The organism is Humibacillus xanthopallidus (assembly GCF_006716675.1).
In the GTDB taxonomy this organism is placed as follows: Bacteria; Actinomycetota; Actinomycetes; order Actinomycetales; family Dermatophilaceae; genus Humibacillus; species Humibacillus xanthopallidus_B.
In genome coordinates this window covers 312,729-334,413 of record NZ_VFPM01000004.1, presented here as the reverse complement: position 1 = coordinate 334,413, position 21,685 = coordinate 312,729, and the positions used below count along the sequence as shown (strand labels likewise).

The following is a 21,685-nucleotide window of genomic DNA, read 5'->3' as shown; positions in this document are numbered from 1 at the left end:
GTCATCCCTTGGTCGCGCCGAGCGTCAGGCCGGCGACGAAGTGTCGTTGGAGCACGAAGAAGATCACGAGGGTCGGCACGGCGATGATGACCGAGCCGGCCGCCACGAGGTTGTTGTCGGTGAAGAACTGGCCTCGCAGGTTGTTGATCGAGCTCGTCACGGGGTACTTGTCGCCCTGCTGGAGCAGCACGGTGGCCCAGAAGAACTCGTTGTAGATCCAGGTCGTCTGGAGCACCGCGAGGGCGGCGAGGGCCGGACGGCAGAGCGGCAGGGTGATCTGGAAGAACTGCCGCGAGACGCTCGCCCCGTCGATGACGGCCGACTCGTAGAGCTCCTTGGGCAGCGCCTTCATGTAGTTGCTGAGCACGAAGGCGCAGAAGCCGGTCTGGAAGGCGACGTTGACGAGGATGAGGCCCTGGAAGCTGTTGAGCAGAGTGCCCGACTCGCTGAACCAGAACGGCACCTGGATCGCCCGGAACATCCGGTAGACCGGGATGAGCAGAGCCTGCGGAGGCAGCAGGTTCGCCGCGAGGAAGAAGCCGAGCAGCGCGATGTTGAAGGTCCACGAGAAGCGCGCGACGACGAAGGCGACGCACGCGGAGAGGAAGAGCGTCAGCACCACGGCAGGCACCGTGATGAGGAGCGAGTTCCAGAAGTGCAGGCCGAAGTCGCCCTGGCTCCAGGCGTTCCTGTAGTTGTCGAGGGTGAAGCCGCCCCACGAGATGTAGCCGTTCTTGGCGGTGTACGCGTAGTCGCGGAACGAGTTGACGAGCGCGAGCAGGAGCGGGAAGAGCCAGATCAGCGAGATGATCGTGAGCGCCACCGGCAGGGCCCAGCGCCGCCCGGATCGGGCGCCGCCCTCGCGGGGCTTGAGCAGGCGCTGCTGGCGCTCGTCCACGGGGTTCGACGTGACGGACATGGTCAGTCCTCCTTCATGGCGATGCGCAGGTAGATGATGACGAGCACGCTGGAGATGAGCAGCATGATCGTTGCGAGCGCCGACCCGAAGCCGATGCGGCTCGCCTCACCGACAACGTTCTGGGTGACGAGGGCCGAGATGAGCTCGAGCCCGTTGCGGCCCTTGTTGATCACCCACACGATGTCGAAGGCGCGCAGCGACTCGATGAAGGTGACGACGATGACGATGATGTTGATCGGCCGCATGACGGGGAGGATGACCCGGAAGAAGGTCGTCGTCTCGCTCGCGCCGTCGATCTTGGCCGCCTCGCGCAGCGACGGGTCGACGCCCTTGAGGCCGGCCAGGTAGAGCAGCATGATGTAGCCCGCGTGCCGCCAGCTGGCGGCGACCAGGACTGCCCAGAGGTTGACGTCCGGGTCGCCGTACCAGTCGGTCGTGCCCCCCGTGATCGCGTTGAGCAGGCCCTGGTCACGCGAGTAGATGAGCTGCCAGATGAAGCCCACGAGCGCGAGGGAGAGCACGACCGGCAGGTAGATGCTCGACTGGTAGAACCGGGTGCCCGCGACCCCCCGGTCGACGAGCACCGCGAAGAGGACGCCCAACGGCGTGGCGATGAAGAAGAGCACCGCCAGCCAGATGAGGTTGTGCTGCATCGCCGGCCAGAACGGCGGGTAGATCGTCGCGATGTCGATGTAGTTCTGCAGTCCGACCGGCTTGATGCCGGACAGCGGCCCGATCCCGTCCCAGTTGGTGAATGAGAGCAGGACCGTGCCGACCGCCGGGAACCAGACGAGCCAGAGGACCAAGAGGGTTGGCACGATGACCATCAAAGAGACGACGACCTTGTCGCGTTTCGAGAGCTGGTCGATGCCCTTGTACCTGCGTTTGCTCGCCATGGTTGCGCTGCCTCCTGGTCAGGAACCGAAGATGCTCTTCTTCTGGGCCTGGATGCTGGTGCAGAGGCCGTCGATGTCCTTGGGGTTCTTGATGAAGTTCTGCAGCGCCGGGATCATCACCGTCGACGCGAAGTCGGGGCGGGTGTCGCGATCCATGAACTGCGAGATGGACTTGGCCGACTTGATGAACTCCGCCGACTTCTTCTGCAGGGCCGTGTAGCCGCTCGTGTCGGCGTTGCTGTTCGTCGCGATGACGCTCGGGTCGGCCTTGAGGGCGAGGAGCTGGGCCTCGGGCTGCGAGATGTACTGGAGCAGCTTCTTGGAGGCGGCCTCGTTCTTCGGCCGGGCGCTCATCATCCAGCCGTCGATGGGGGCCTCGATCGCGTCGGTGCCGATCGTCGAGTCCACCTCGGGGAAGGTGAAGAAGTCGAGGTCGTCCTGCTCGGCGCCCTTCTCGAACTGCTGGGCGAGGAAGGAGCCGAGGACGTACATGCCCGACTTCTTCTGCTGGAGCGACTGCGCCGCCTCCTGCCACGTCCGGCCGAGCGAGTCCGCCTGGTGGAGCGGGAGGATCCCGGCCCACGTGTCGAAGACCTTCTTGACCTTGGGGTCGGTCCAGTCCTCCTTGCCGGCCATCAGGCTGACGTGGAAGTCGTAGCCGTTGATGCGCAGGTTGAGCTGGTCGAAGGTGCCCATCGCGGGCCAGCCGTCCTTGTCGCCGAAGGCGATCGGGGCGAGGCCGTCCTTCTGCATCTGGGCGCCGAGGGTCTTGAGCTCGTCGAGGGTCTTGGGAACCTCGTAGCCCTTGTCGCTCCAGAGGCTCTTGCGGTAGAAGACCGCCCACGGGTAGTTGGTCATCGGGACGAAGTACTGCTTGCCGTCCGAGCCGGTCGACGCCTTCTTCATGGCGTCGCTCATCCCGCTCATGTTGGACCACACGTCGGAGATGTCGCCGACGAGGCCCTTCTCGGCGAAGAACTGCATGCGGTAGCCGGCGAACCAGCTGAAGACGTCGTCGGGCGAGCCCTGGAGGTAGTTGTTGATGTTCTCCTGGAAGGAGTTGTGGTCGACGGTGTTGATCTTGACCGTCGTGCCGGGGTTCGCCTTGGCGAAGGCGTCCATGTAGGACTGGACGGCGGCCTTCGGCACGGCGTCGGACGAGTAGGAGCCCGCGGTGACCTCACCGGAGACGGCTCCGGTCGGCACGCCTGAGCTCGACTCGCTGGAGCTGCCGCAGGAGGCGAGGGTGCCGGCGCCGAGGAGGGCACCGACGCCGAGCGCGCCGCGGAGCAGGGTCCGGCGGTCGACGCCGCGGACGGAGGGGGGAACCATGCGGGCCAGGTACTCGGCCTCGCTCGAGGGGCGGGTCATGTGCGGTCTCCTTTGACGCTGTGCCGGGTGTGTTGCCGTGGCGACAGTTTCGAACATCCATCACCACAAACGTTCAACAACAAACAGAGGATGTCGAGATACCGGGGCCCTGTCAAGCACTTCTGTCAAACCGGGTGACCACCGCGACCGAACTGAGACCTCGCAGCAGGGGACCACACGGGCGCGCTGCAAGTTCTTGCACGATCTGCACGCGAGCCCTCAATCAGCACAACGGAATCCGTGGCTTCAAACCGTGCGGTGCCACGGAACGGTCGCGCGGGGGTCTCGACAGCGCTCACCACCCCGTCCGGGCGGCGAGGAGGCGTCGACCGCCACGATGCGGACGGCATACGGCGGCGTGTTCGAAATTGTTGACATGCGAGCGATCGGACGACACGCTGTGTCCCATGCGTTCATGGCCGACGAAGACCCTGGCACTCGGTGGCGACTACAACCCCGAGCAGTGGCCCCGCCCCGTGTGGGACGAGGACATCGCGCTGATGCAGCGCGCCAACATCGCCTTCGTCAGCCTCGGGATCTTCTCGTGGAGCTGGCTCGAGCCCGCCAAGGGCGAGTACGACTTCGAGTGGCTCGACACGATCATGGACAAGCTCCACGCAGGCGGCATCGCGGTCGACCTCGCGACGGCGACCGCCACTCCCCCGCCGTGGCTCTCGGCGGCCCACCCCGAGATCCTCCCCGTCGACGTCGACGGCCACACCCTCTGGCCGGGCAGCCGGCAGGCCTGGTGCCCGACCTCGCCGGTCTTCCGCGACTACGCCCTGGCGCTCGCGCGCCAGCTCGCGACGCGCTACCACGACCACCCGGCACTCGCGATGTGGCACGTCTCGAACGAGTACGCCTGCCACAACCTGCCCTGCTACTGCGACGAGTGCGCGCGCCACTTCCGCACCTGGCTGCGGCGCCGCTACGAGGGGCTCGACGCGCTCAACGACGCGTGGGGCACGGCCTTCTGGAGCCAGCGCTACACCGACTGGGAGCAGATCCTTCCGCCGCGCCGCTCGACGACCTTCAACAACCCGACCCACGTGCTCGACTACAAGCGCTTCAGCTCCGATGCGCTGCTCGAGCACATGCGCGGCGAGCGGGCGGTGCTCGACGAGCTGTCGCCAGGGGTGCCGGTGACGACGAACTTCATGACGCTCCAGCACTTCCGCCACCTCGACTACACCCAGTGGACCCCGACGGTCGACGTCGTCAGCACCGACCACTACATCGTCGACGTCCTGCAGCACCCGCGTGCCGAGCTCGCCTTCAGCGGCGACCTCACCCGCGGACTCGCGGGCGGCGCCCCCTGGATGCTCATGGAGCACTCGACGAGCGCGGTCAACTGGCAGCCCACCAACCACGCCAAGGCCCCCGGCCAGACCATCCGCGACGCGCTCGCGCACGTCGCCCGCGGCGCCGACACGATCGGGTGGTTCCAGTGGCGCCAGTCGCGCGCCGGGTCCGAGAAGTTCCACAGCGCCGTCGTGCCGCACGCCGGCGCCGACAGCGCCCGCTTCCGCGAGGTCGAGGAGCTCGGTCGCATCGCGGGCCGTCTCGGCGAGCTCGTCGGCAGCCGGGTCGAGTCGCGCGTCGCGATCCTGCACGACTACCAGGCGATCTGGGCTGCCGAGGGGCCGTGCATGCCCAGCTCCGAGCTCGACGCCCTCGAGGCGGCGCACGCGATCCACCGCCAGCTCCACGACCGCGGGGTCACCGCCGACGTCGTGCACCCGAGCGCCGACCTCACGACATACGCCGTCGTCGTCGTGCCCCAGCTCTACCTCGTGACCGACGAGCACGCCGCCGCGGTGGCCGCCGCGGCCGAGGCGGGCGCCCAGGTCGTCGTCACCTACTTCTCCGGCATCAGCGACGAGCAGGACCACGTGCGCCTCGGCGGCTACCCCGGAGCCTTCCGCGACCTGCTCGGCGTGCGCGTCGAGGAGTTCTTCCCCCTGGGTCCGGACGAGACCGTGCTGCTCACCGACGGCACCGGCACGTGGTGGAGCGAGGACGTCACCGCCCTCCCGGGCACGGAGGTCGTGTCGACGTATGCCGCCCCGCCCCTCGCCGGGCGACCCGCGGTGACGCGACGCGACGTGGGCCGCGGCGGTGCTGCGTGGTACCTCAGCACCCTGCCCGACGACGATCGGCTCGGCGCCCTGCTCGACGGGGTGCTGTCGGCGGCGGGGGTCGAGCCCACCGTCGCGGCGCTGCCGCGCGGTGTCGAGGCGACCCGTCGCAGCGACAGCACGGGCTCCTGGCTCTTCCTGCTCAACCACACGAGTGCGGAACAGACGGTGCGTGCCACGGGGCACGACCTCGTCTCCGACACGGCCGTCGACGGCTCGGTGCGTCTCGCTCCCGGCGGCGCCGCCGTGGTCCGGGAGCGCTGACGATGCTTGCCAGCCAACGCCGCTCGGTCATCCTCGACCTCGTCGAGGAGGCTGGTGCCGTCAAGGTCTCCGAGCTCGTCGAGCGGCTCGGGGTGTCCGACATGACGATCCGTCGCGACATCGAGCGGCTCTCGAGCGACGGGCTGCTCGAGCGCGTCCATGGTGGCGCCCTCGCCCTGGGCGGCGCACACAGCAGCGAGGAGCCGGGGTTCTCGGCGAAGTCGCTGCTCCAGCTGAGCCAGAAGCAGGCCATCGCACAGGCTGCGGCCGCGCGGGTCATGCCCGGCAGCGCCATCGGCATCTCCGCCGGCACGACGACCTACGAGCTCGCGCGCGCGGTCAAGGACGTGCCGCAGCTGACCGTCGTCACCAACTCCGTGCCGGTCGCCCAGCTCCTCCACGAGTCGGGTGCCCCGGGCCAGACCGTCGTGCTCACCGGTGGGGTGCGCACGCCGTCCGACGCGCTCGTCGGGCCGGTGGCCGTCGCGGCGCTGCGCTCGCTCCACGTCGACCTGCTCTTCCTCGGCGCCCACGGCGTCGACGCCATGACGGGGCTGACGACGCCCAACCTTGTCGAGTCCGAGACGAACCGCGCGCTCGTTGGCTCCGCCCGGCACACCTGCGTGCTGGTGGACTCCTCCAAGTGGGGCACCGTCGGCCTCAGCACCTTCGCCGACCTGTCCGAGATCGACCTGTTCATCACCGACAACGGCCTGCCCGAGCGGGCCCGGGCCGCGCTGTCCGACGCCGTGGGCTCGCTCGAGATCGTGGAGGTCTGATGCACGACACGACCACCCGCATCACCCGCCGGCAGCTCGCCGACGGCCGCGAGATCATCTACGTCGACGAGCCGGGCGCCCCCGAGCGCACGGCGGTCGACCCGCGACCCGTCGAGGAGCGCGTGCACGCCGGCGAGATCCGGTGGGACGCCCTCGTCGGCGACTGGGTCGCCGTCGCCTCGCACCGGCAGAACCGCACCTTCATGCCACCGAAGGACGAGTGCCCGCTCTGCCCCGCAGGTCACGGCTCGATGCCGTCGGAGATCCCGGAGCGCGACTACCAGGTCGTCGTCTTCGAGAACCGCTTCCCGTCCTACTCCGTGGGGGCGGAGGGCGCTGACGCCCCTGACGCCGCAGGCGTCTTCGGCACCCGACCCGCCTCGGGCCGGTGCGAGGTCGTGTGCTTCACGAGTGACCACGAGGCGTCGTTCAAGGACCTCCCCGTCGAGCGAGTGCGCACCGTCATCGACACGTGGGCCGACCGCACCCGCGAGCTCGGCGCCCGGCCGGAGGTCGAGCACGTCTTCTGCTTCGAGAACCGGGGCAAGGAGATCGGGGTCACCCTCCCGCACCCGCACGGGCAGATCTACGCCTATCCCTACCTGCCCGCGCGCTCGGCGCAGCTGCTCGAGGCCGCGACCCGGCACCACGAGCGCACCGGCCGCCTCCTCGGGGCCGACATCCTCGCGGCAGAGCGCGCCGACGGCTCGAGGGTCGTCATCTCCGGAACGCACTGGACGGCATACGTTCCCTTCGCCGCGCGCTGGCCCGTCGAGGTGCACCTCGCCCCGCACCGCGACGTGCCCGACCTCGACGCGCTCGACGGCGCGGAGCGTGACGAGCTGGCGGCCGTCTACCGCGATCTGCTCGGGCGGCTCGACCGCTACTACGTCGACGAGGCCGGCGGGCCCGTGCGGCTGCCCTACATCGCCGCCTGGCAGCAGGCGCCGGCCAAGAAGGGTCGTGACGTGTCGCGCCTGCACCTCCAGCTCGTCTCGGTGCTCCGCGGGCCGGGCAAGCTGAAGTTCCTCGCCGGGTCCGAGTCCGGCGTCGGCGGCTGGGTCAACGACGTCGCGCCGGAGCGCGCGGCCGCGCGCCTGCGCGAGGTGGCGCCGTGACTGACCGCACCGCGAGCGCGGTCGTCGCGTCGGTGACGGCCGCCTTCGAGCAGGCGTTCGGCAGCGCCCCGGAGGGCGTGTGGTCGGCTCCCGGCCGCGTCAACCTCATCGGCGAGCATACCGACTACAACGGTGGCCTCTGCCTGCCGATCGCCTTGCCGCAGAGGACGTTTGCCGCCGTCTCCCGCCGCGACGACGACCGCCTGCGCATGGTCTCGGCCCAGCAGGACGGCATCTCCGAGGTGGCCCTCGACGACATCTCGCCGGAGCGCCCCGGCGGGTGGGGGGCCTACGTCGCAGGCGTGCTGTGGGCCATGCGGCGTGACGGCTTCGACATCGGCGGCCTCGACGTCGTCGTCGACTCGACGGTGCCCTTCGGCGCCGGGCTCTCGAGCTCTGCCGCGCTCGAGTGTGCCGTGGCCGCGGCGGTGAGCGACCTGCACGACCTCGGACTGCTCGACTCCGCCGAAGGCCGGGCGCGGCTCGCTGCGCGGTGCGTCGAGGCCGAGAACGTCATCGCCGGCGCCCCCACCGGCGGCATGGACCAGTCGGCGTCGCTGCTGTGCGACGAGGCGGCGGCCCTGCTGCTCGACTGCCGCTCCGGAGCCACCGAGCAGGTGCCCTTCGACCTCGCCGCGACCGGGCACGCCCTGCTCGTCACTGACACGCGCGCCGAGCACGCGCTCAACGACGGGCAGTATGCCGCCCGTCGCGACGCCTGCGAGCGCGCGGCCGCGACCCTGGGCGTCGAGACGCTGCGCGAGATCGCGCCGGCCGAGCTGCCGGCCTCGCTCGACCGGCTCGGCTCCGACGAGGATCGGCGGCGCGTGCGCCACGTCGTCACCGAGATCGAGCGGGTCACGCTCGCGGTCGACGCCCTGCGGGCCGGTGACCTCGACGAGGTCGGGAGGCTCTTCGACGCCTCGCACGCCTCTCTGCGTGACGACTACGAGGTGTCGTGCGACGAGCTCGACGTCGCCACCGCGACGGCGCGCGCCCACGGCGCGCTCGGCGCCCGGATGACCGGCGGCGGCTTCGGTGGCTCCTGCATCGCCATCGTGCCGGGCGACCGGGTCGAAGAGGTGGCGGGGGCGGTCGCGGCGGCCTTCGAGGAGCACGGCTACACGCCGCCGGTCTCCTTCGCCGTCGTCGCGAGCGCCCCCGCGCACCGCGAACCCAGCGCGATGCCAGGAACAGCCGACGCGTAGGAAACTGGGCACTCGACCCCAATCCGTCGAGTGCCCACTTCTCGACGCCCTCAGTCCGTCGAGTGCCCACTTCTCGACGCCCCCAATCCGTCGAGTGCCCACTTCTCGACGCCCTGGTGGCTAGGGTGCGACGCATGACCTCGGCGACGTCGCCCGCGACGAGTCCCGCCCTGCCCGCTGCCGTCCGGCGCGGCTACGGGCTCGGGTCGGTCGCGACGGGGGCGTTCGCCACCGTCCCGGGGCTGCTCCTGCTGCCCTACCTCACCGACCGCATCGGCATCACGGCCGCCCTCGCCGGAGTCATCGTCTTCGCGCCCAAGGCCTGGGACGTCGTCCTCAACCCGGTCGCGGGGCGCATCAGTGACCGCTCCGTCCACCCCGACGGCAAGCGGCGCCCCTTCCTCATCCGCGCCGGGCTCGCCCTGGCCGCCTGCTTCGCGATGCTCTTCCTCGGTCCGACGTCGCCGCCGTGGGCGGGAGCGGCGTGGGTGGCCGTGGCCTACCTCGCCTGCGCGACGGCATACAGCTTCTTCCAGGTGCCCTACGTCGCGATGCCCGCCGAGATCACCGACGACTACGACGAGCGCACCCGGCTCATGACGTGGCGGGTCGCGATCCTCGCCCTGGCCATCCTCGTCAGCGGTGGCCTCTCCCCCGTCATCCGTGACGCCTTCGGGCCGGTGTGGGGCTACCGCGCCGTCGGCTTCTTCGTCGCAGCCCTCATCGCCCTCGGGGCATGGGGCGCCTGGCACGGCACGAAGCGGGCGCGGGTCGTGGCGGGCGCCGTCGCGAGCACCTCCTTCGCAGACCAGCTGCGGCTCATCCGCTCGGACCGGCCGTTCCGGCTGCTGCTGACGACGTTCGTCCTCCAGGCGCTCGCCACCGGAGCGATGCTCGCCGGCGTCGACTACGTCGCGCGGTTTGTGCTGGACTCCCCCGGCGCAGCCAGCCTGCTCTTCGTCTGCTTCGTCGCGCCCGCCCTCGTCGTCACGCCGCTCTGGCAGCGCTATGGCACGGCGCGCGACAAGAAGCGCGGCTACCTGCTCGCGTCGCTCCTGCTCGGTGGCGGCGCGCTCGCCCTCGTCCTGTCGCAGTCGATGCCTGCGGGCGTCGTCTACGCCTGCGTCGCCATCGTCGGGGTCGGCTACGCCGGCGCGCAGATGTTCCCGATGGCGATGCTCCCCGACGTGGCGAGTCGCACGGGTGAGGCGCAGTCGCGCGTCGGGCTCTACACGGGGGTGTGGACGGCCGGGGAGACGCTCGGTCTCGCTCTCGGCCCCGCCGTGTATGCCGCCGTGCTGGCCTTCGGCGGCTACGTGTCCTCGACGGGGTCGACCGTCGCCCAGCCGGACTCGGCCGTGACGGCGGTCGTGCTCGGCTTCTCGCTCGTGCCCGCGGTCCTCGTCGCCGTCTCCCTGCTCGCCCTGCGCGGCTACCGCCTGGAGAAGACCCCATGACGACACCGGCCATCACCGAACGACAACCCCGCCCCACGCCCGCGCACCCACCCCCGATTCGAGGTGATGTCGGCACCGACGTGGCTGCCGCGATCACCTCGACAGCGCCGAAAGGTCGACCATGGGCACTGACCTGAGCCTCTCCCCCGACGAGATCCGGAGCCGGCTCGAGGCCCTGCGCAGCCGCGACCTGCCCACCCACGGCGGTCGCACGCTTGCCTACGTCTACGACTCGGGCCTCGCGACGGCCGATGCGATCGGCCGCGAGGTGCTCGCGTCGTTCTCGTCGACCAACGGCCTCGACCCGACTGCGTTCCCGTCGCTCCTCGCGATGGAGAACGACCTCGTCGGCATCGCCGGCCGACTCGTCGACGCCCCAGACGGATTCGCCGGCGTGGTCACATCAGGGGGCACCGAGTCGATCCTCCTCGCAGTGCTCGCCGCGCGCGACGGTCGACCCGATGTCACCTCGCCACGCATGGTGCTGCCGACGACGGCCCATGCCGCCTTCCACAAGGCCGCGCACTGGCTCCGGGTCGAGCCCGTCTTCGTCGACGTCGACCCCGTGACGAAGCGAGCCGTGCCGGAGGCGATGGCTGCAGCGATCGACGACCGCACCGTCCTCGTCGTGGCCTCCGCGCCGTCCTATGCCCACGGGGTCATCGACCCGGTCGAGCCGATCGCGACCGCTGCTGCTGCCGCCGGGGTGCGGTGCCACGTCGATGCCTGCATCGGTGGGTGGGTCCTGCCCCACCTGCGGGCCACCGAGCCGGCGCAGCTGCCGTGGACGTTCGCCGTCGAGGGTGTCACGAGCCTCTCGCTCGACCTGCACAAGTACGCCTACACCCCCAAGGGCGTCTCGATCCTCCTCCACGCCTCGGCTGCCCTGCGACGTCCGCACCTCTTCGCGTCTGCTCGCTGGCCGGGCTACACGATGCTCAACACCACGGCGCAGTCGACGAAGTCCGGTGGTCCCCTCGCGGCGGCATGGGCGGTCGTCCACCACATCGGGGGCGACCGTTATGTCGACCTCGCCCGCACCGCGCGCGAGGCCACGCTCGCCCTCGCAGCGGTGGCGGACGGCATACCCGGGTTGTCCCTTGCGGCACAGCCGGACTCGACGCTGCTCGCGCTCACGACTGACGAGATGTGCGACGTGTTCACCATCTCGGACGAGATGCTGGCACGCGGGTGGTACGTCCAGCCGCAGATGCGTTTCGGTGACCTCCCCGCGACGGTCCACCTCACCCTCAGCGCAGCCACGGCAGCGGCGTCCGAGCAGATCGCGCACGACCTCGCGGACGCGACGGCCGCTGCGCGTGAGGCGGGGCCGGCCCACGTGCCCGCGGAGCTCGTCGCGATGGCCACGAGCATCGACCCCGCGACCCTCGACGAGGCGACCCTCACCGGCCTGCTCACTCTCGCTGGTCTCGCGGGCGAGGCTGGGGAGCTCGTGCTGCCCGAGCGGATGGCGCCGCTCAACGCGATGCTCGACGCCCTGCCGCCGGAGGTGCGTGAGGTGCTCCTCCTCGGTGTGGTCGACCGGCTCGTCCGCCCCACCGGCTGAGCGGGATCTCTACGGTCACGCCAGCTCGTGGCTTCAGTCCTTCTTCGCAGCGGACAGGTCGGCGACGAGAACGCCTCTGTTGCCGTCCTGGTCGGCGATGACGGTGAGCGAGGGGGCATCGCTATCGTCGACGACGGTTCCACCGGCTGCCACGACGGCGGCGAGGCGTTGCTCGAGCACCTCGGGCGCCACGTAGACCTCGACGTGGAAGCGCTGACGCGCAGGCTCGTGCTCGTCGTCACCGAACCACAGGTTCGGCACGCGGACGGTGGCGTCCCGCACCTCGTCGCTGGGTGAGCCGCGGCCCCGGGACTCGGCGCTGCCGGTGAGCAGGGCCGCCCACACCGGGGCGATGGTCGCGGAGGCCGCGGTGTTGAGGCCCAGCTCCAGCTCGCTCACCGAGGCCGGGTCGGCGTCGAGCCCGTGCTCGGCCGCGATCGCGCTGATCCGGCGCGCGAGGTCGACGTCCTGCTGGGTCACCCACTCCACGACGTACTCGGTGCCGTCGTCGTCACGGTAGACGGCGTCGTCGCTCACGAGCTCGAGGTCGACACACCCCCTCGCCAGCGACACGCGCGGGTGGTGGCCGAGCGCGTCGCCCGCCTCGCCCACTGCGGCGACGAACCGCACCCCGGCACCGAAGTCGCGGACGAGGTAGCGGGCATGCAGTCCCTGGGCCAGCTTGCGCCAGTCAGTGAGGTCGGCCTCGGCGATCTGCGCGCCTCTCAGCATGTCCATGGAAGGCGACCCTAGCCGCGGTTCGGCCGCGGAACGGCGCTCAGCGCCCGGCACGTTCTCGCGGCTCCTCGTCGGGTGACGCCTGGGCTCGGCATGACGGAGGGCGGGCACCGTGCGGTGCCCGCCCTTCTCGTGTCGGCGAGGATCAGCCCGCGATGATGAGTCCCTTGGTGGCCTTGGCGCGCTCGAGGCGAGCGGCGACGTCCTCCCAGTTGACGACGTTCCACCAGGCCTTGACGTAGTCGGCCTTGACGTTCTCGTACTGCAGGTAGAAGGCGTGCTCCCACATGTCGAGCTGGAGCAGCGGGATCTGACCGACGGGGATGTTGCCCTGCTGGTCGAACAGCTGCATGATGTGCGGCCGCGCGGCGAGGGTGTCCCACGCGAGGATCGACCAGCCGGAGCCCTGGATCGCGTTGGCGTTGGCGTTGAAGTGCGCCTGGAACTTCTCGAAGCCACCGAAGTACTCGGTGATCGCCGCGGCGACCTCGCCCTCGGGCTGGCCACCGCCGTCGGGGCTCATGTTCTTCCAGAAGACGGAGTGGTTCGTGTGGCCGCCGAGGTGGAAGGCGAGGTTCTTCTCCACACCGTTGAGGGCGGCGTAGTCGCCCGACTCGCGCAGCTCCTCGAGCTTGGCGACGGCCGCGTTGGCGCCGTCGACATAGGCCTTGTGGTGCTTGCTGTGGTGCAGCTCCATGATGCGCGCGCTGATGTGGGGCTCGAGGGCGGCGTAGTCGTAGTCGAGCTCGGGAAGCGTGTAAGCCACTTGTCGTTCCTTTCGTGGAGACCATCCGGCTCCGACCACTCTATGCCGGTGCGGAAGGCCTCCGGCAGGGGTGTCCTGACGGACCGGGCGCAGGTGAGTCCTACCCTCGCGCCAACAGCGACGAACCCGCAGGTACTCCCTCCGGCTCACAACCCGACGAGGGCCATGAGCGCCCCGATCTGCGCGGGGTCGCCGAGAGCGATGACGGTCATTCCCGTCGTCAGCACCGTCTCCGGGGGCGGGTTCGCGACGAACTGGCCCCGGTCGCGCATCCGCACACCGAGCACCTGGGCCCCCGACCGGCCCAGCAGGTCCAGCTCGCGCAGGGTGCGGCCGGACGCGGGTGAGTCCTCGGGGATCCGAATCTGGTCGATCCGGTACTCGATGTCCTCGTCGTGCATCACGACGTCGAGGAACTCCGCCACATCTCCGTGGAGGGCAAACGACGCCATGCGGCGCCCTCCGATCAGCTGCGGGTTGACGGCACGCGTGGCCCCTGCGAGGACCATCTTCTCCTTGGCGTCGACCGTTCGCGCCCTCGAGATGATCACGAGGTCGGGTCGGAGGGCACGGGCAGACAGGGTGACGTAGACGGTGTCGGTGTCCGTGTCGAGGGCGATGATCAGTGCCCGCGCCCGGTCGATGCCGGCCGCTCGGAGCGTGTCGTCGTCGAGTGCGTCACCGAGCAGGTGCGACGTCATGAGGTCACCGAGGCGCCTCTCGTCACTGTCGATGACGACCACCTCGTTGCCCGTCGCCAGCAGGTGGGCCGTGGCGGCCCGCCCCACGCGGCCGTAGCCGCAGATGACGACGTGCCCGCTCAGTGCTGCGATTCGACGGTCCATGCGACGCCTCTCGACATGCTCACGAAGGTGGCCCTCGATGAGGGCCTCGACGATGACTCCCAGGTTGTACAGCACGGTCCCGACGCCGAGGAGGATGAGCGCCATCGTGAAGACCTGACCGGCGGCCGTCAGCGGACGAACCTCACGGAAGCCGACCGTGGCGACCGTCGTGATCGTCTGGTACATGGCCTCGAGCGGGGTGAACCCGAGCACGAGGTAGCCGATGACGCCGAACAGCGTGACCGCGACGAGGGCGAGCACCGCCAAGGTGATCCGGTGGACCGCACTGCGCCCGCTGTCGACTCCCACGAGCAGCGCCCGACGTCGACTGCTCTTGCTCGTCAGCACGACTCACCACGCCGCATGAACGTCATCCTGCCAGCGGCGTCAGGCATGGGGGCCGGATCTGTGATGCGGCGCTCCTCCTGCGTGCCCCGACGGCACGAGCGAGCCGGTCCGGCGCGGCCTCCTCAGGCCAGGCCGATCAGGTCGCGCACGTCGTCGGCCGTGATCGCCCCGGAAAGGGATCCGCCGTCGTCGACCACCCGCTGGAAGAGGTCACGCTTGCGGTCCTGGAGCGCGACGACCTTCTCCTCGATGGTGCCCGCCGAGACGAGCCGGTAGACGGTGACCGGCCGGCTCTGGCCGATGCGGTGCGCCCGGTCGATGGCCTGCGCCTCGGCGGCGGGGTTCCACCACGGGTCGAGGACGAAGACGTAGTCGGCCTCGGTCAGCGTCAGCCCGAAGCCGCCGGCCTTGAGGCTGATGAGGAACGCCACGGCGTCGCCCTGGCGGAAGTCGTCGACGACCGACTGCCGATCGGTCGTCGACCCGTCGAGGTATGCCGTGTGCAGCCCCGCGCGCGCCAGCGCCGCCTCGACGCCCCGCAGGAACCCCGTGAACTGGCTGAAGACGAGCGCGCGGTGCCCCTCGGCGGCGAGCTCACGCAGCTGGTCGACGAGGAAGTCGACCTTCGCCGGCGTGGCCTTGCCGGCGTGCGCCGGGTCGACGAGGGCCGGGTCGAGGGCGAGTTGGCGCAGCCGGGTGAGGGCGGCGAGGATCGCGACGCGGTTGGACTCCGGGTCCGCGAGGAGCCCGAGCACCCGCTGTCGCTCACGCTGGAGGTGCCGGTCGTAGATGTGGCGGTGCACGGGGTGCGGCTCGAGCGGCAGCACCTGGATCTGCTTGGGCGGCAGGTCGATCGCGACCTGCTCCTTGGTGCGCCGGAGCATGAGGGGCCGGATGCGCCGGCGCAGCAGGTCGAGCAGCTCGGGCCGCTGACCGGACTCGATCGGTTTGCGGTAGTTCTTCGTGAAGACGTCGGGGCGCGGGTAGAGGCCGGGCGCTGTGAGCGAGAGCAGCGACCAGAGGTCCATGAGGGAGTTCTCGAGCGGGGTGCCGGTCACGGCGATGGTGAAGGGCGCCCCCAGCTTGCGGACGGCGACGTGCGTCTTGGCCTGCCGGTTCTTGACGAACTGGGCCTCGTCGAGGACGACCCCCGACCACCGCACGGAGTGGAAGGCGGAGTCGTCGAGGCGGAGGACGGCATACGAGCTGATGACGACCTCGGCGCCCACGATCTCGTCAGCGAGGGGCACCCCGCGCTTGCGCTCCGTCGCGGTGACGGCCACGACGGACAGGTGCGGGGCGAAGGTGGCGAGCTCGCCCATCCACGTGCCGACCACGGTGGTGGGCGCGATGACGAGGACCGGTCCGGCGTCACCTCCGACCTCGCCCCGGTCGCGGCCGCGGGCGATGGCGGCGATGACCTGCATCGTCTTGCCGAGACCCATGTCGTCAGCGAGGATGCCGCCGATGCGGGCGTCCCACAGCCTTGCGAGCCAACGGAATCCGTCGAGCTGGTAGGGGCGCAGCGTCGCCCGCAGGTCGGGGGGCACCTCGGCGACGGGGCCGTCGTCGAGCGACCCCAGCGCCTCGACGTTGGCGGCCCAGCGCGCACTCTGCTCGTCGACGACGCCGAGCGCGACGAGCTCGTCCCAGAGGTCGGCGTGGTGAGCCGACAGCCGCAGGCCGCCTGACTCGGGGTCGGCGAGCTCGCGGGCCTCGTCGATGAGGGCGCGCAACCGGTGCAGCTCGGGGCGGTCGAGCCGGAACCACGACCCGGAGTCGAGGAACATGACCTCCTCGCCTCGCGCGAGGGCGCCGAAGAGCGGCTCGAAGGGCACCTCCTCGCCCTCGACCTCGATGGTGACGTGCAGGTCGAACCAGTCACCCGTCTCGGCGGGGCCGCCCGAGCCCGGCGAGACGCGAGTCGAAGCGCCGGGCCCCCGGTCGACGGCGCCGAGGTGCACGATCGGGGCGGAGGTGACCTCCTCGTAGTCGGGCAGCTCGCCGTCGATCTCGACGGTGACGTGCGGGTCGGCCTCGAGCACCGGCAGCACGTCGGGGACGAAGGTGGCCGCGGCGATCCCACGCAGGACGACCAGCGGGGCGAGCGCATACGGCCCGTCGCGGTCGCCGCGGGTCGCCCCGGGCACCTCGTCGAGCGACGAGGCGGCGCGCAGGGCTTCGAGCTCGGCGTCGCGGTCGCGTCCGCCGAGCGCGCCGCCGAAGCGCTGCGCCGTGAACGGACGCAGCGTGCCGTCGTAGGCGAAGCCGAGGTCGAGCCGCACCTCGCCCGGCATGTCGCTGCCGACCGTGACGTGCACGGTGACCGCCGGCGGCTGCCAGCCGGGTGCCGACAGACCCGGGAACCCGGCGTCGCCCGCGTCCTGGCTGTCCGAGAGACCGTCGGGCTCGGGAGCGGGCAACGGCACCTGGGAGCGCACCCGCACCCGTTGGCGCAGGCCCGGCACGGTCGTGCCGAGGAAGCGCGCCCGCTCGGCCGCCGGCACGCGCATCCCGACGAGGGCCTGGATCAGCCCCTCCGAGCTGAGCTCGAGGTCCTGGTCGAGGGGCACGAGGGTGAGGCTGCCGTCGTCGCCGGCCACGGCGATGCCGTGCACCGGGTCGCCGAGGTGCAGCACCTCGCCCTGCACGTCGGGAAGCCCCTCGGTGACGACCCTCAGCACGAGGTCGCCCGACCCGTCGTCGGCACGCAGCACCGCGAGCGTCAGGGTTGCCGGCTCCCTCGCGACGGCGACCGGCCCGACGACACCCTCGCCCGGCATGATCTCGACCCCGGCGTCGAGCGCCTCGACGAGCAGCGGCCAGATGTCGGGGGACGCGTCGAGGGAGATCGGGGGCACGGGGGTGAAGTAGGTCGTGCTGCCCGATCCGTGACGAGTGGCGTCGTGGATGCGGGAGAGGATGCGCTCGTGCTCGGGCAGCAGGCGGATGCCGGCGCGCCACTGGGGCAGCGCGTCGTGCCACGAGAGGGTGCGGTGCCAGGCGCCGGCGCGGGTCCAGCGCGTCGGCCGCAGGCCGTAGCCCGGCACGGGCAGGCCCGCGAGTCCACCCGACCGGCCCGTGGGGCGCGCGCTGCCCGAGCCGCGCGCTCCTCGCGGCTCGCGGTAGATCGTGTCGACGAAGAGGCCGGCGGGCATGAGGTCGCCTCGCGGCTCCGGGCGCACTCGGGTCTCACCCGGGGTGGGCGCCACCCGCGGTGTGACGTGGCCGAGCAGCTCGCTCCAGTGCACCTCGCCGAGACCGGGGCGCCCGGCGGCCGGCGGGAGGACGGGCGAGCCCGAAGCGCCCTCCCCTGCCTGACCGCCGTCCTCACCCGACGTGCTCGGCCGTCGCGGCTCGATGCCGTTGGCGATGTCGCGGGCGACGAGCAGCAGCGCGACCGTGTGCTTGCAGTCGGTGCCGACGGGGCAGCTGCAGCGGCCGCTCCACAGGTGTGAGCGGCCCTTCGGGTGCGGCCGCGCCTCGATGATCGTCTGGTAGGTCTCGGAGCCGCTGCCCTCGATCGTGCCGAGGAGCATGAGCCCGTCGGGGCGCGAGGCGAGCGAGCGCACCCTGGCCTCGGCGGCATACCCCACCCCCCGGTCGAAGGTGCGCGAGCCGACCTGCTGCGCGATCTCGGGGTCGCTGAGGGTCGCCACCCACGTCGCCCGACCCACGCTCCACGCCATGACCCGACTCTAGGTGTCGAAGGTGACACCGACAGGGGCCATCCACAGCCCCGCCCGTGCGGCACCATGGGTGCATGTCCGACGTGGCGACGACCCGGTCGGGGGCTGCGGCTGCCCGCGCCCTCACCCTCGACGACTTCCCGGTGCGGCGGCCGGTGACGACCCGATGGTCCGACAACGACATGTACGGCCACCTCAACAACGCCGTCTACTACGAGCTCTTCGACTCGGCCATCAACGGCTGGCAGGCCGAGCACGTGACGATCGACCCGATGACCGACGCGACCCAGGGCGTCGTCGCCGAGTCCGGGTGCTCGTTCTTCGCCGAGGTCGGCTTCCCCTCGAGCCTCGTCGTGGGTCTGCGGGTCATCCGGCTCGGACGCACGAGCGTCACCTACGAGCTGGGTCTCTTCGTCGACCCGGCCGGCGCCTCGCCCGAGGACCTCGGCATCAAGGCGCTGGGTCACTGGGTGCACGTCGAGATCGACGCCGCGACCCGCCGGCCGACACCGATCCCCGACCACCTGCGCACGCTCATGCAGTCGGCGCTCGTGTCGCCCGCGACGGACGCATCATGAGCACGGCGGGCACGGCGGGCGCGGCGGAGACATGGGGACAGTGGACCTCGCGCATCGCCGGTGAGCTCACCGACCTCACGGAAGGCGAGTGGCTGACGATCGCCGCCGCCCCCGACGGGTCAGCGGGCCGCTCCTCCGGGACGTCCGACGCCTCCACGACCCCTCCGCCGTATGCCGCGGGCGCGCCTGTGCGCGAACGCCGCTGGTCACGACGCAGAGGCGCGTCGAAGGCCTCCGACGGGGCGCGCGAGCCCGTGTCGGACGTGTTCCTCCAGGCCCGTCTCCTCGAGGGCGTCCTCGCGCTGGAGTGCATCAGCGACACGGAGTTCGAGGGGCTGAGCGACCTCACCGCCGAGCAGGAGCAGGCGCTCGTGGCGCTGGGCTGGGAGCAGCAGGGCAGTGGGCCGGCCTTCGAGCGCACCTACGCGCTCGCCGACGAGCACCCCGCAGCCGAGACCGCGACCGAGGCTGCCGACCTGCTCCGCAAGAGCCTCGAGCGGGTGCTCGGCGCGCTCTCGCCGGACGATGTCGTGCTCCGACGACCGACCGGGGGATCGGCGCCCGGCTGATCCGCAGACCGCCTGCCACCGCCGTCGCACGGCGGTATCGTCGGAACTGTCGAGAGCCCGTAGATGGCCGGACGGTCGAGCGGGCCCACCCCGAAGGAGCTGGCATGGCCGCGTTCACCGTGTGGAAGTTCGAGACCCCCGAAGGCGCTGACGGCGCGGAGTCCATCCTCAAGCAGTGCGAGGGCGAGGGACTCATCACGATCCTCGACCACGCGATCGTCTCCTGGCCCGAGGGCGAGGCGCACCCCCGGAGCAAGCAGGGCCACGAAGAGACGTGGCGGGGCACCGGCTGGGGCGCCCTCTGGGGCGTTCTCATCGGTGCGCTCTTCTTCGTGCCGGTCATCGGCGGTGTGGCCGGCGCCGCCCTCGGCGCGATCAGCAAGGTGACCGAGGACGCCGGCATCACCAAGGATCAGCTCGAGCGGATCAGGACCGAGGTCACCCCCGGCACGTCGGCTCTCTTCGTCGTCACCGAGGCCGGCGACCTCGACCGCGTCGGCGAGCGCTTCCACGGGATGAACTCCAAGCTCATCGACACCAACCTCACCGGCGCCGAGCGGCAGGTGCTCCTCGAGACCTTCGGGGGGCACTGAGCGCGAGGGCTGCTGCCAAGCAGCGCCGGGTGCGGGTCACGCGCCGAGGCGCCGGGCCGCTGCGCGCTTCATGACGGCGGTGTAGGCCGGCCGGACGAAGCGCTTCGCCCGCCAGGCGACGTGCCCCTCGCGATCGGTGAGGATGACGTCGCGCCGGGCGTCGATGCCTCGCACCACGACCTGGGCCACCTGCCCGGCGCTGCGCCGCGACCCGCTGACCATCCGCCTGCCCGCATCCTCCATCTCGGTGTCGGCCCCCTGGAAGGAGTCGCCGAGGTTGGTGCGGAAGAAGGACGGGCAGACGACCGAGACGTCGATGCCGTGCGGGGCGAGCTCGTGCGACAGGGTCTCGCTCAGCGCCACGACCCCGGCCTTGACGGTGTTGTAGGCCGACATGCCCGGCGCGTGCACGAGCCCGGCGAGGGAGGCGGTGTTGACGATGTGCCCTCTCCCCTGCTCCTTGAACAGCGGGGTGAAGGTGCGGCACCCGCGCACGACCCCGAGCAGGTTGATGTCGACGATCCATCGCCACTCGTCCATCGTCGCCACGTCGATGCGCCCACCCGCGGCGACGCCGGCGTTGTTGACGAGCAGGTCGAGCCCGCCCCACGTCTCACGCACGTGGGCGAGCGCCGCGTCCCACGCCTCGTCGCTGCGCACGTCGAGGGGCAGGTATGCCGCCGCCGACGGGAGCACGTCAGGACGCTCGGTCTGCAGATCGGTCGCGAGCACCTGGTCGCCCCTCGCGACGAAGGCGCGCACGAGGGCGAGCCCGAGGCCGGAGGCGGCGCCGGTGACGAGCACCCGGCGGGCAGCGGTGGCGGCGTGACGTGAGCGGGACGGCATACGGCCCAACCTAGGCCGTGCGTACGGTCAAGGTGACCTTGCCCCGCGCACGGCGCTCGTCGATCTCGGTCAGCGCGCCGACGACGTCGTCGAGCGGGTGCCGCGAGCTGATCGGCGGGTAGAGCAGGCCCTGCTCGAGGAGCGGCACGAGGGCCTCCCACTGCTCCCGGAGGTACTCGGGGCGGTGCTGCCAGAAGGCACCCCAGCCGACGCCGACGACGCTCGTGTTGCCGAGCAGCAGCCGGTTGACCTTGACCTCGGGGATCTCGCCGGCGGTGAAGCCGATGACGAGCAGCCGTCCCTCCGGCGCGAGGCTGCGCAGGCTGTCGGTGAACCGGTCTCCACCGACCGGGTCGATGACGACGTCGACGCCGCGGCCAGCAGTGAGCTCCTTTGCAGCAGCGAGGAACCCGTCGGCCATGACGACGTGGTGCGCGCCGGCCGCCCGTGCCGTCTCGATCTTGTCGGGCGACGAGACGACCGCGATGACGCGCGCGTCCATGGCCCGGGCCATCTGGATCGCTGCCGTGCCGATGCCGCCGGCAGCGCCGTGCACGAGCACGTCCTCACCGCGCTCGAGCCGCGCCCGCCGGTCGAGGGCGAACTGCACGGTGAGGTAGTTCATCGGCAGGGCCGCACCGGCCTCGAACGACACGGTGTCGGGCAGGGGGAAGACCATGGCCTCCGGCACCGACACGGTCTCGGCGAACGCGCCGAGCACGGGGAAGGCGGCCACCCGGTCGCCCGGTCGGAAGTCGCTGCCCGCACCGGCCTCGCGCACGACCCCTGCGCACTCCGACCCCGGCACGAAGGGGAGCTCCGGCCGCATCTGGTAGAGCCCCTTGGACATGAGGACGTCGGGGAAGTTGACTCCCGCCTCGTGCACGTCGACGAGCACGTGCCCCGCCGTCAGCGTCGGCTCGGCGACATCGGGATCGACGACGACATGGCCTGGCCCGTCGAGGGTGATGACTCTGGCTGCGCGCATGATGCTCC

18 protein-coding genes are annotated in these 21,685 nt (G+C 71.1%); 9 read left to right on the top strand and 9 right to left on the bottom strand.

The window, feature by feature from the left end; all coding sequences use genetic code 11:
• Position 1: 1 nt before the first annotated feature.
• The 3 genes from FBY41_RS21015 to FBY41_RS21005 are packed head-to-tail and all read right to left on the bottom strand — an operon-like array spanning position 2 to position 3,186.
• Entirely contained in the window at positions 2–919 is a 918-nt protein-coding gene (locus FBY41_RS21015) for a carbohydrate ABC transporter permease (protein WP_141846842.1), read from the bottom strand.
• Between the two features lie 2 nt (positions 920–921).
• Positions 922–1,815, bottom strand: coding sequence for a carbohydrate ABC transporter permease (locus tag FBY41_RS21010; RefSeq protein ID WP_141846840.1), 894 nt, complete (start codon positions 1,813–1,815; stop codon positions 922–924).
• Positions 1,816–1,833: 18 nt separating this feature from the next.
• Positions 1,834–3,186 carry an ABC transporter substrate-binding protein gene (locus FBY41_RS21005; RefSeq protein ID WP_141846838.1) on the bottom strand — a complete coding sequence of 451 codons (1,353 nt, stop codon included), beginning with the start codon at positions 3,184–3,186 and terminating at the stop codon, positions 1,834–1,836.
• A 407-nt stretch (positions 3,187–3,593) separates the two neighbouring features.
• On the opposite strand from FBY41_RS21005, the gene FBY41_RS21000 reads away from it, so the two are divergent.
• From FBY41_RS21000 to FBY41_RS20975, 6 genes are all read left to right on the top strand, one after another.
• Positions 3,594–5,588, top strand: a complete 1,995-nt coding sequence (locus FBY41_RS21000; protein WP_141846836.1) for a beta-galactosidase — start codon at positions 3,594–3,596, stop codon at positions 5,586–5,588.
• 2 nt (positions 5,589–5,590) lie between these two features.
• Positions 5,591–6,367, top strand: a complete 777-nt coding sequence (locus tag FBY41_RS20995) for a DeoR/GlpR family DNA-binding transcription regulator (RefSeq protein WP_141846834.1) — start codon at positions 5,591–5,593, stop codon at positions 6,365–6,367.
• The gene (gene galT / locus FBY41_RS20990) at positions 6,367–7,485 is read left to right on the top strand and encodes a galactose-1-phosphate uridylyltransferase (protein ID WP_141846832.1); all 1,119 of its coding nucleotides are present in this window, start codon (positions 6,367–6,369) and stop codon (positions 7,483–7,485) included. Before FBY41_RS20995 ends, galT begins: the two co-directional genes overlap by 1 nt.
• A complete protein-coding gene (gene galK, locus FBY41_RS20985; RefSeq protein WP_141846830.1) occupies positions 7,482–8,693 on the top strand; it encodes a galactokinase in 1,212 nt (403 codons plus the stop codon). The genes galT and galK overlap by 4 nt, the downstream gene beginning before the upstream one ends.
• A 134-nt stretch (positions 8,694–8,827) precedes the next feature.
• Positions 8,828–10,150: an MFS transporter gene (locus tag FBY41_RS20980; RefSeq protein ID WP_141846828.1), complete on the top strand. Its 1,323-nt coding sequence runs from the start codon at positions 8,828–8,830 to the stop codon at positions 10,148–10,150.
• A 121-nt stretch (positions 10,151–10,271) separates the two neighbouring features.
• Entirely contained in the window at positions 10,272–11,717 is a 1,446-nt protein-coding gene (locus tag FBY41_RS20975; RefSeq protein ID WP_141846826.1) for a pyridoxal phosphate-dependent decarboxylase family protein, read from the top strand.
• A gap of 33 nt (positions 11,718–11,750) precedes the next feature.
• Here FBY41_RS20975 and FBY41_RS20970 read toward each other — a convergent pair whose 3' ends face one another.
• The 4 genes from FBY41_RS20970 to FBY41_RS20955 form a co-directional block, all read right to left on the bottom strand.
• Complete coding sequence (locus tag FBY41_RS20970) at positions 11,751–12,455, bottom strand: VOC family protein (RefSeq protein WP_141846824.1); 705 nt, start codon at positions 12,453–12,455, stop codon at positions 11,751–11,753.
• Positions 12,456–12,600: 145 nt separating this feature from the next.
• Positions 12,601–13,221 carry a superoxide dismutase gene (locus FBY41_RS20965; protein WP_141846822.1) on the bottom strand — a complete coding sequence of 207 codons (621 nt, stop codon included), beginning with the start codon at positions 13,219–13,221 and terminating at the stop codon, positions 12,601–12,603.
• A gap of 146 nt (positions 13,222–13,367) precedes the next feature.
• Positions 13,368–14,414: a potassium channel family protein gene (locus tag FBY41_RS20960; protein ID WP_221629378.1), complete on the bottom strand. Its 1,047-nt coding sequence runs from the start codon at positions 14,412–14,414 to the stop codon at positions 13,368–13,370.
• Between the two features lie 122 nt (positions 14,415–14,536).
• The gene (locus FBY41_RS20955; protein ID WP_141846820.1) at positions 14,537–18,103 is read right to left on the bottom strand and encodes a DEAD/DEAH box helicase; all 3,567 of its coding nucleotides are present in this window, start codon (positions 18,101–18,103) and stop codon (positions 14,537–14,539) included.
• 74 nt (positions 18,104–18,177) lie between these two features.
• On the opposite strand from FBY41_RS20955, the gene FBY41_RS20950 reads away from it, so the two are divergent.
• From FBY41_RS20950 to FBY41_RS20940, 3 genes are all read left to right on the top strand, one after another.
• On the top strand, positions 18,178–18,681 hold the full coding sequence (locus tag FBY41_RS20950) for an acyl-CoA thioesterase (RefSeq protein WP_141846818.1): 504 nt from the start codon (positions 18,178–18,180) through the stop codon (positions 18,679–18,681).
• Positions 18,678–19,250: a TY-Chap domain-containing protein gene (locus tag FBY41_RS20945; protein ID WP_141846816.1), complete on the top strand. Its 573-nt coding sequence runs from the start codon at positions 18,678–18,680 to the stop codon at positions 19,248–19,250. The genes FBY41_RS20950 and FBY41_RS20945 overlap by 4 nt, the downstream gene beginning before the upstream one ends.
• A 104-nt stretch (positions 19,251–19,354) precedes the next feature.
• Entirely contained in the window at positions 19,355–19,843 is a 489-nt protein-coding gene (locus tag FBY41_RS20940; RefSeq protein WP_141846814.1) for a DUF1269 domain-containing protein, read from the top strand.
• A 36-nt stretch (positions 19,844–19,879) separates the two neighbouring features.
• On the opposite strand, the gene FBY41_RS20935 is transcribed toward FBY41_RS20940, so the two are convergent.
• Together FBY41_RS20935 and FBY41_RS20930 are read right to left on the bottom strand one after the other, a co-directional pair.
• Positions 19,880–20,689, bottom strand: a complete 810-nt coding sequence (locus FBY41_RS20935) for an SDR family NAD(P)-dependent oxidoreductase (protein ID WP_141846812.1) — start codon at positions 20,687–20,689, stop codon at positions 19,880–19,882.
• Between the two features lie 10 nt (positions 20,690–20,699).
• Positions 20,700–21,677 carry an NADPH:quinone oxidoreductase family protein gene (locus FBY41_RS20930; RefSeq protein WP_141846810.1) on the bottom strand — a complete coding sequence of 326 codons (978 nt, stop codon included), beginning with the start codon at positions 21,675–21,677 and terminating at the stop codon, positions 20,700–20,702.
• Positions 21,678–21,685 lie beyond the last annotated feature (8 nt).

Excerpts from the sequence above, each read along its gene's own strand:
- FBY41_RS20940 (WP_141846814.1), top strand. The coding sequence starts at position 19,355 with ATGGCCGCGTTCACCGTGTGGAAGTTCGAGACCCCCGAAGGCGCTGAC.
- FBY41_RS20935 (WP_141846812.1), bottom strand. The coding sequence starts at position 20,689 with ATGCCGTCCCGCTCACGTCACGCCGCCACCGCTGCCCGCCGGGTGCTC.
- FBY41_RS21015 (WP_141846842.1), bottom strand. The coding sequence starts at position 919 with ATGTCCGTCACGTCGAACCCCGTGGACGAGCGCCAGCAGCGCCTGCTC.
- FBY41_RS21005 (WP_141846838.1), bottom strand. The coding sequence starts at position 3,186 with ATGACCCGCCCCTCGAGCGAGGCCGAGTACCTGGCCCGCATGGTTCCC.
- galT (WP_141846832.1), top strand. The coding sequence starts at position 6,367 with ATGCACGACACGACCACCCGCATCACCCGCCGGCAGCTCGCCGACGGC.
- FBY41_RS21010 (WP_141846840.1), bottom strand. The coding sequence starts at position 1,815 with ATGGCGAGCAAACGCAGGTACAAGGGCATCGACCAGCTCTCGAAACGC.
- FBY41_RS20980 (WP_141846828.1), top strand. The coding sequence starts at position 8,828 with ATGACCTCGGCGACGTCGCCCGCGACGAGTCCCGCCCTGCCCGCTGCC.
- FBY41_RS21000 (WP_141846836.1), top strand. The coding sequence starts at position 3,594 with ATGCGTTCATGGCCGACGAAGACCCTGGCACTCGGTGGCGACTACAAC.
- FBY41_RS20975 (WP_141846826.1), top strand. The coding sequence starts at position 10,272 with ATGGGCACTGACCTGAGCCTCTCCCCCGACGAGATCCGGAGCCGGCTC.
- FBY41_RS20995 (WP_141846834.1), top strand. The coding sequence starts at position 5,591 with ATGCTTGCCAGCCAACGCCGCTCGGTCATCCTCGACCTCGTCGAGGAG.
- FBY41_RS20930 (WP_141846810.1), bottom strand. The coding sequence starts at position 21,677 with ATGCGCGCAGCCAGAGTCATCACCCTCGACGGGCCAGGCCATGTCGTC.
- FBY41_RS20945 (WP_141846816.1), top strand. The coding sequence starts at position 18,678 with ATGAGCACGGCGGGCACGGCGGGCGCGGCGGAGACATGGGGACAGTGG.
- FBY41_RS20950 (WP_141846818.1), top strand. The coding sequence starts at position 18,178 with ATGTCCGACGTGGCGACGACCCGGTCGGGGGCTGCGGCTGCCCGCGCC.
- FBY41_RS20955 (WP_141846820.1), bottom strand. The coding sequence starts at position 18,103 with ATGGCGTGGAGCGTGGGTCGGGCGACGTGGGTGGCGACCCTCAGCGAC.
- FBY41_RS20970 (WP_141846824.1), bottom strand. The coding sequence starts at position 12,455 with ATGGACATGCTGAGAGGCGCGCAGATCGCCGAGGCCGACCTCACTGAC.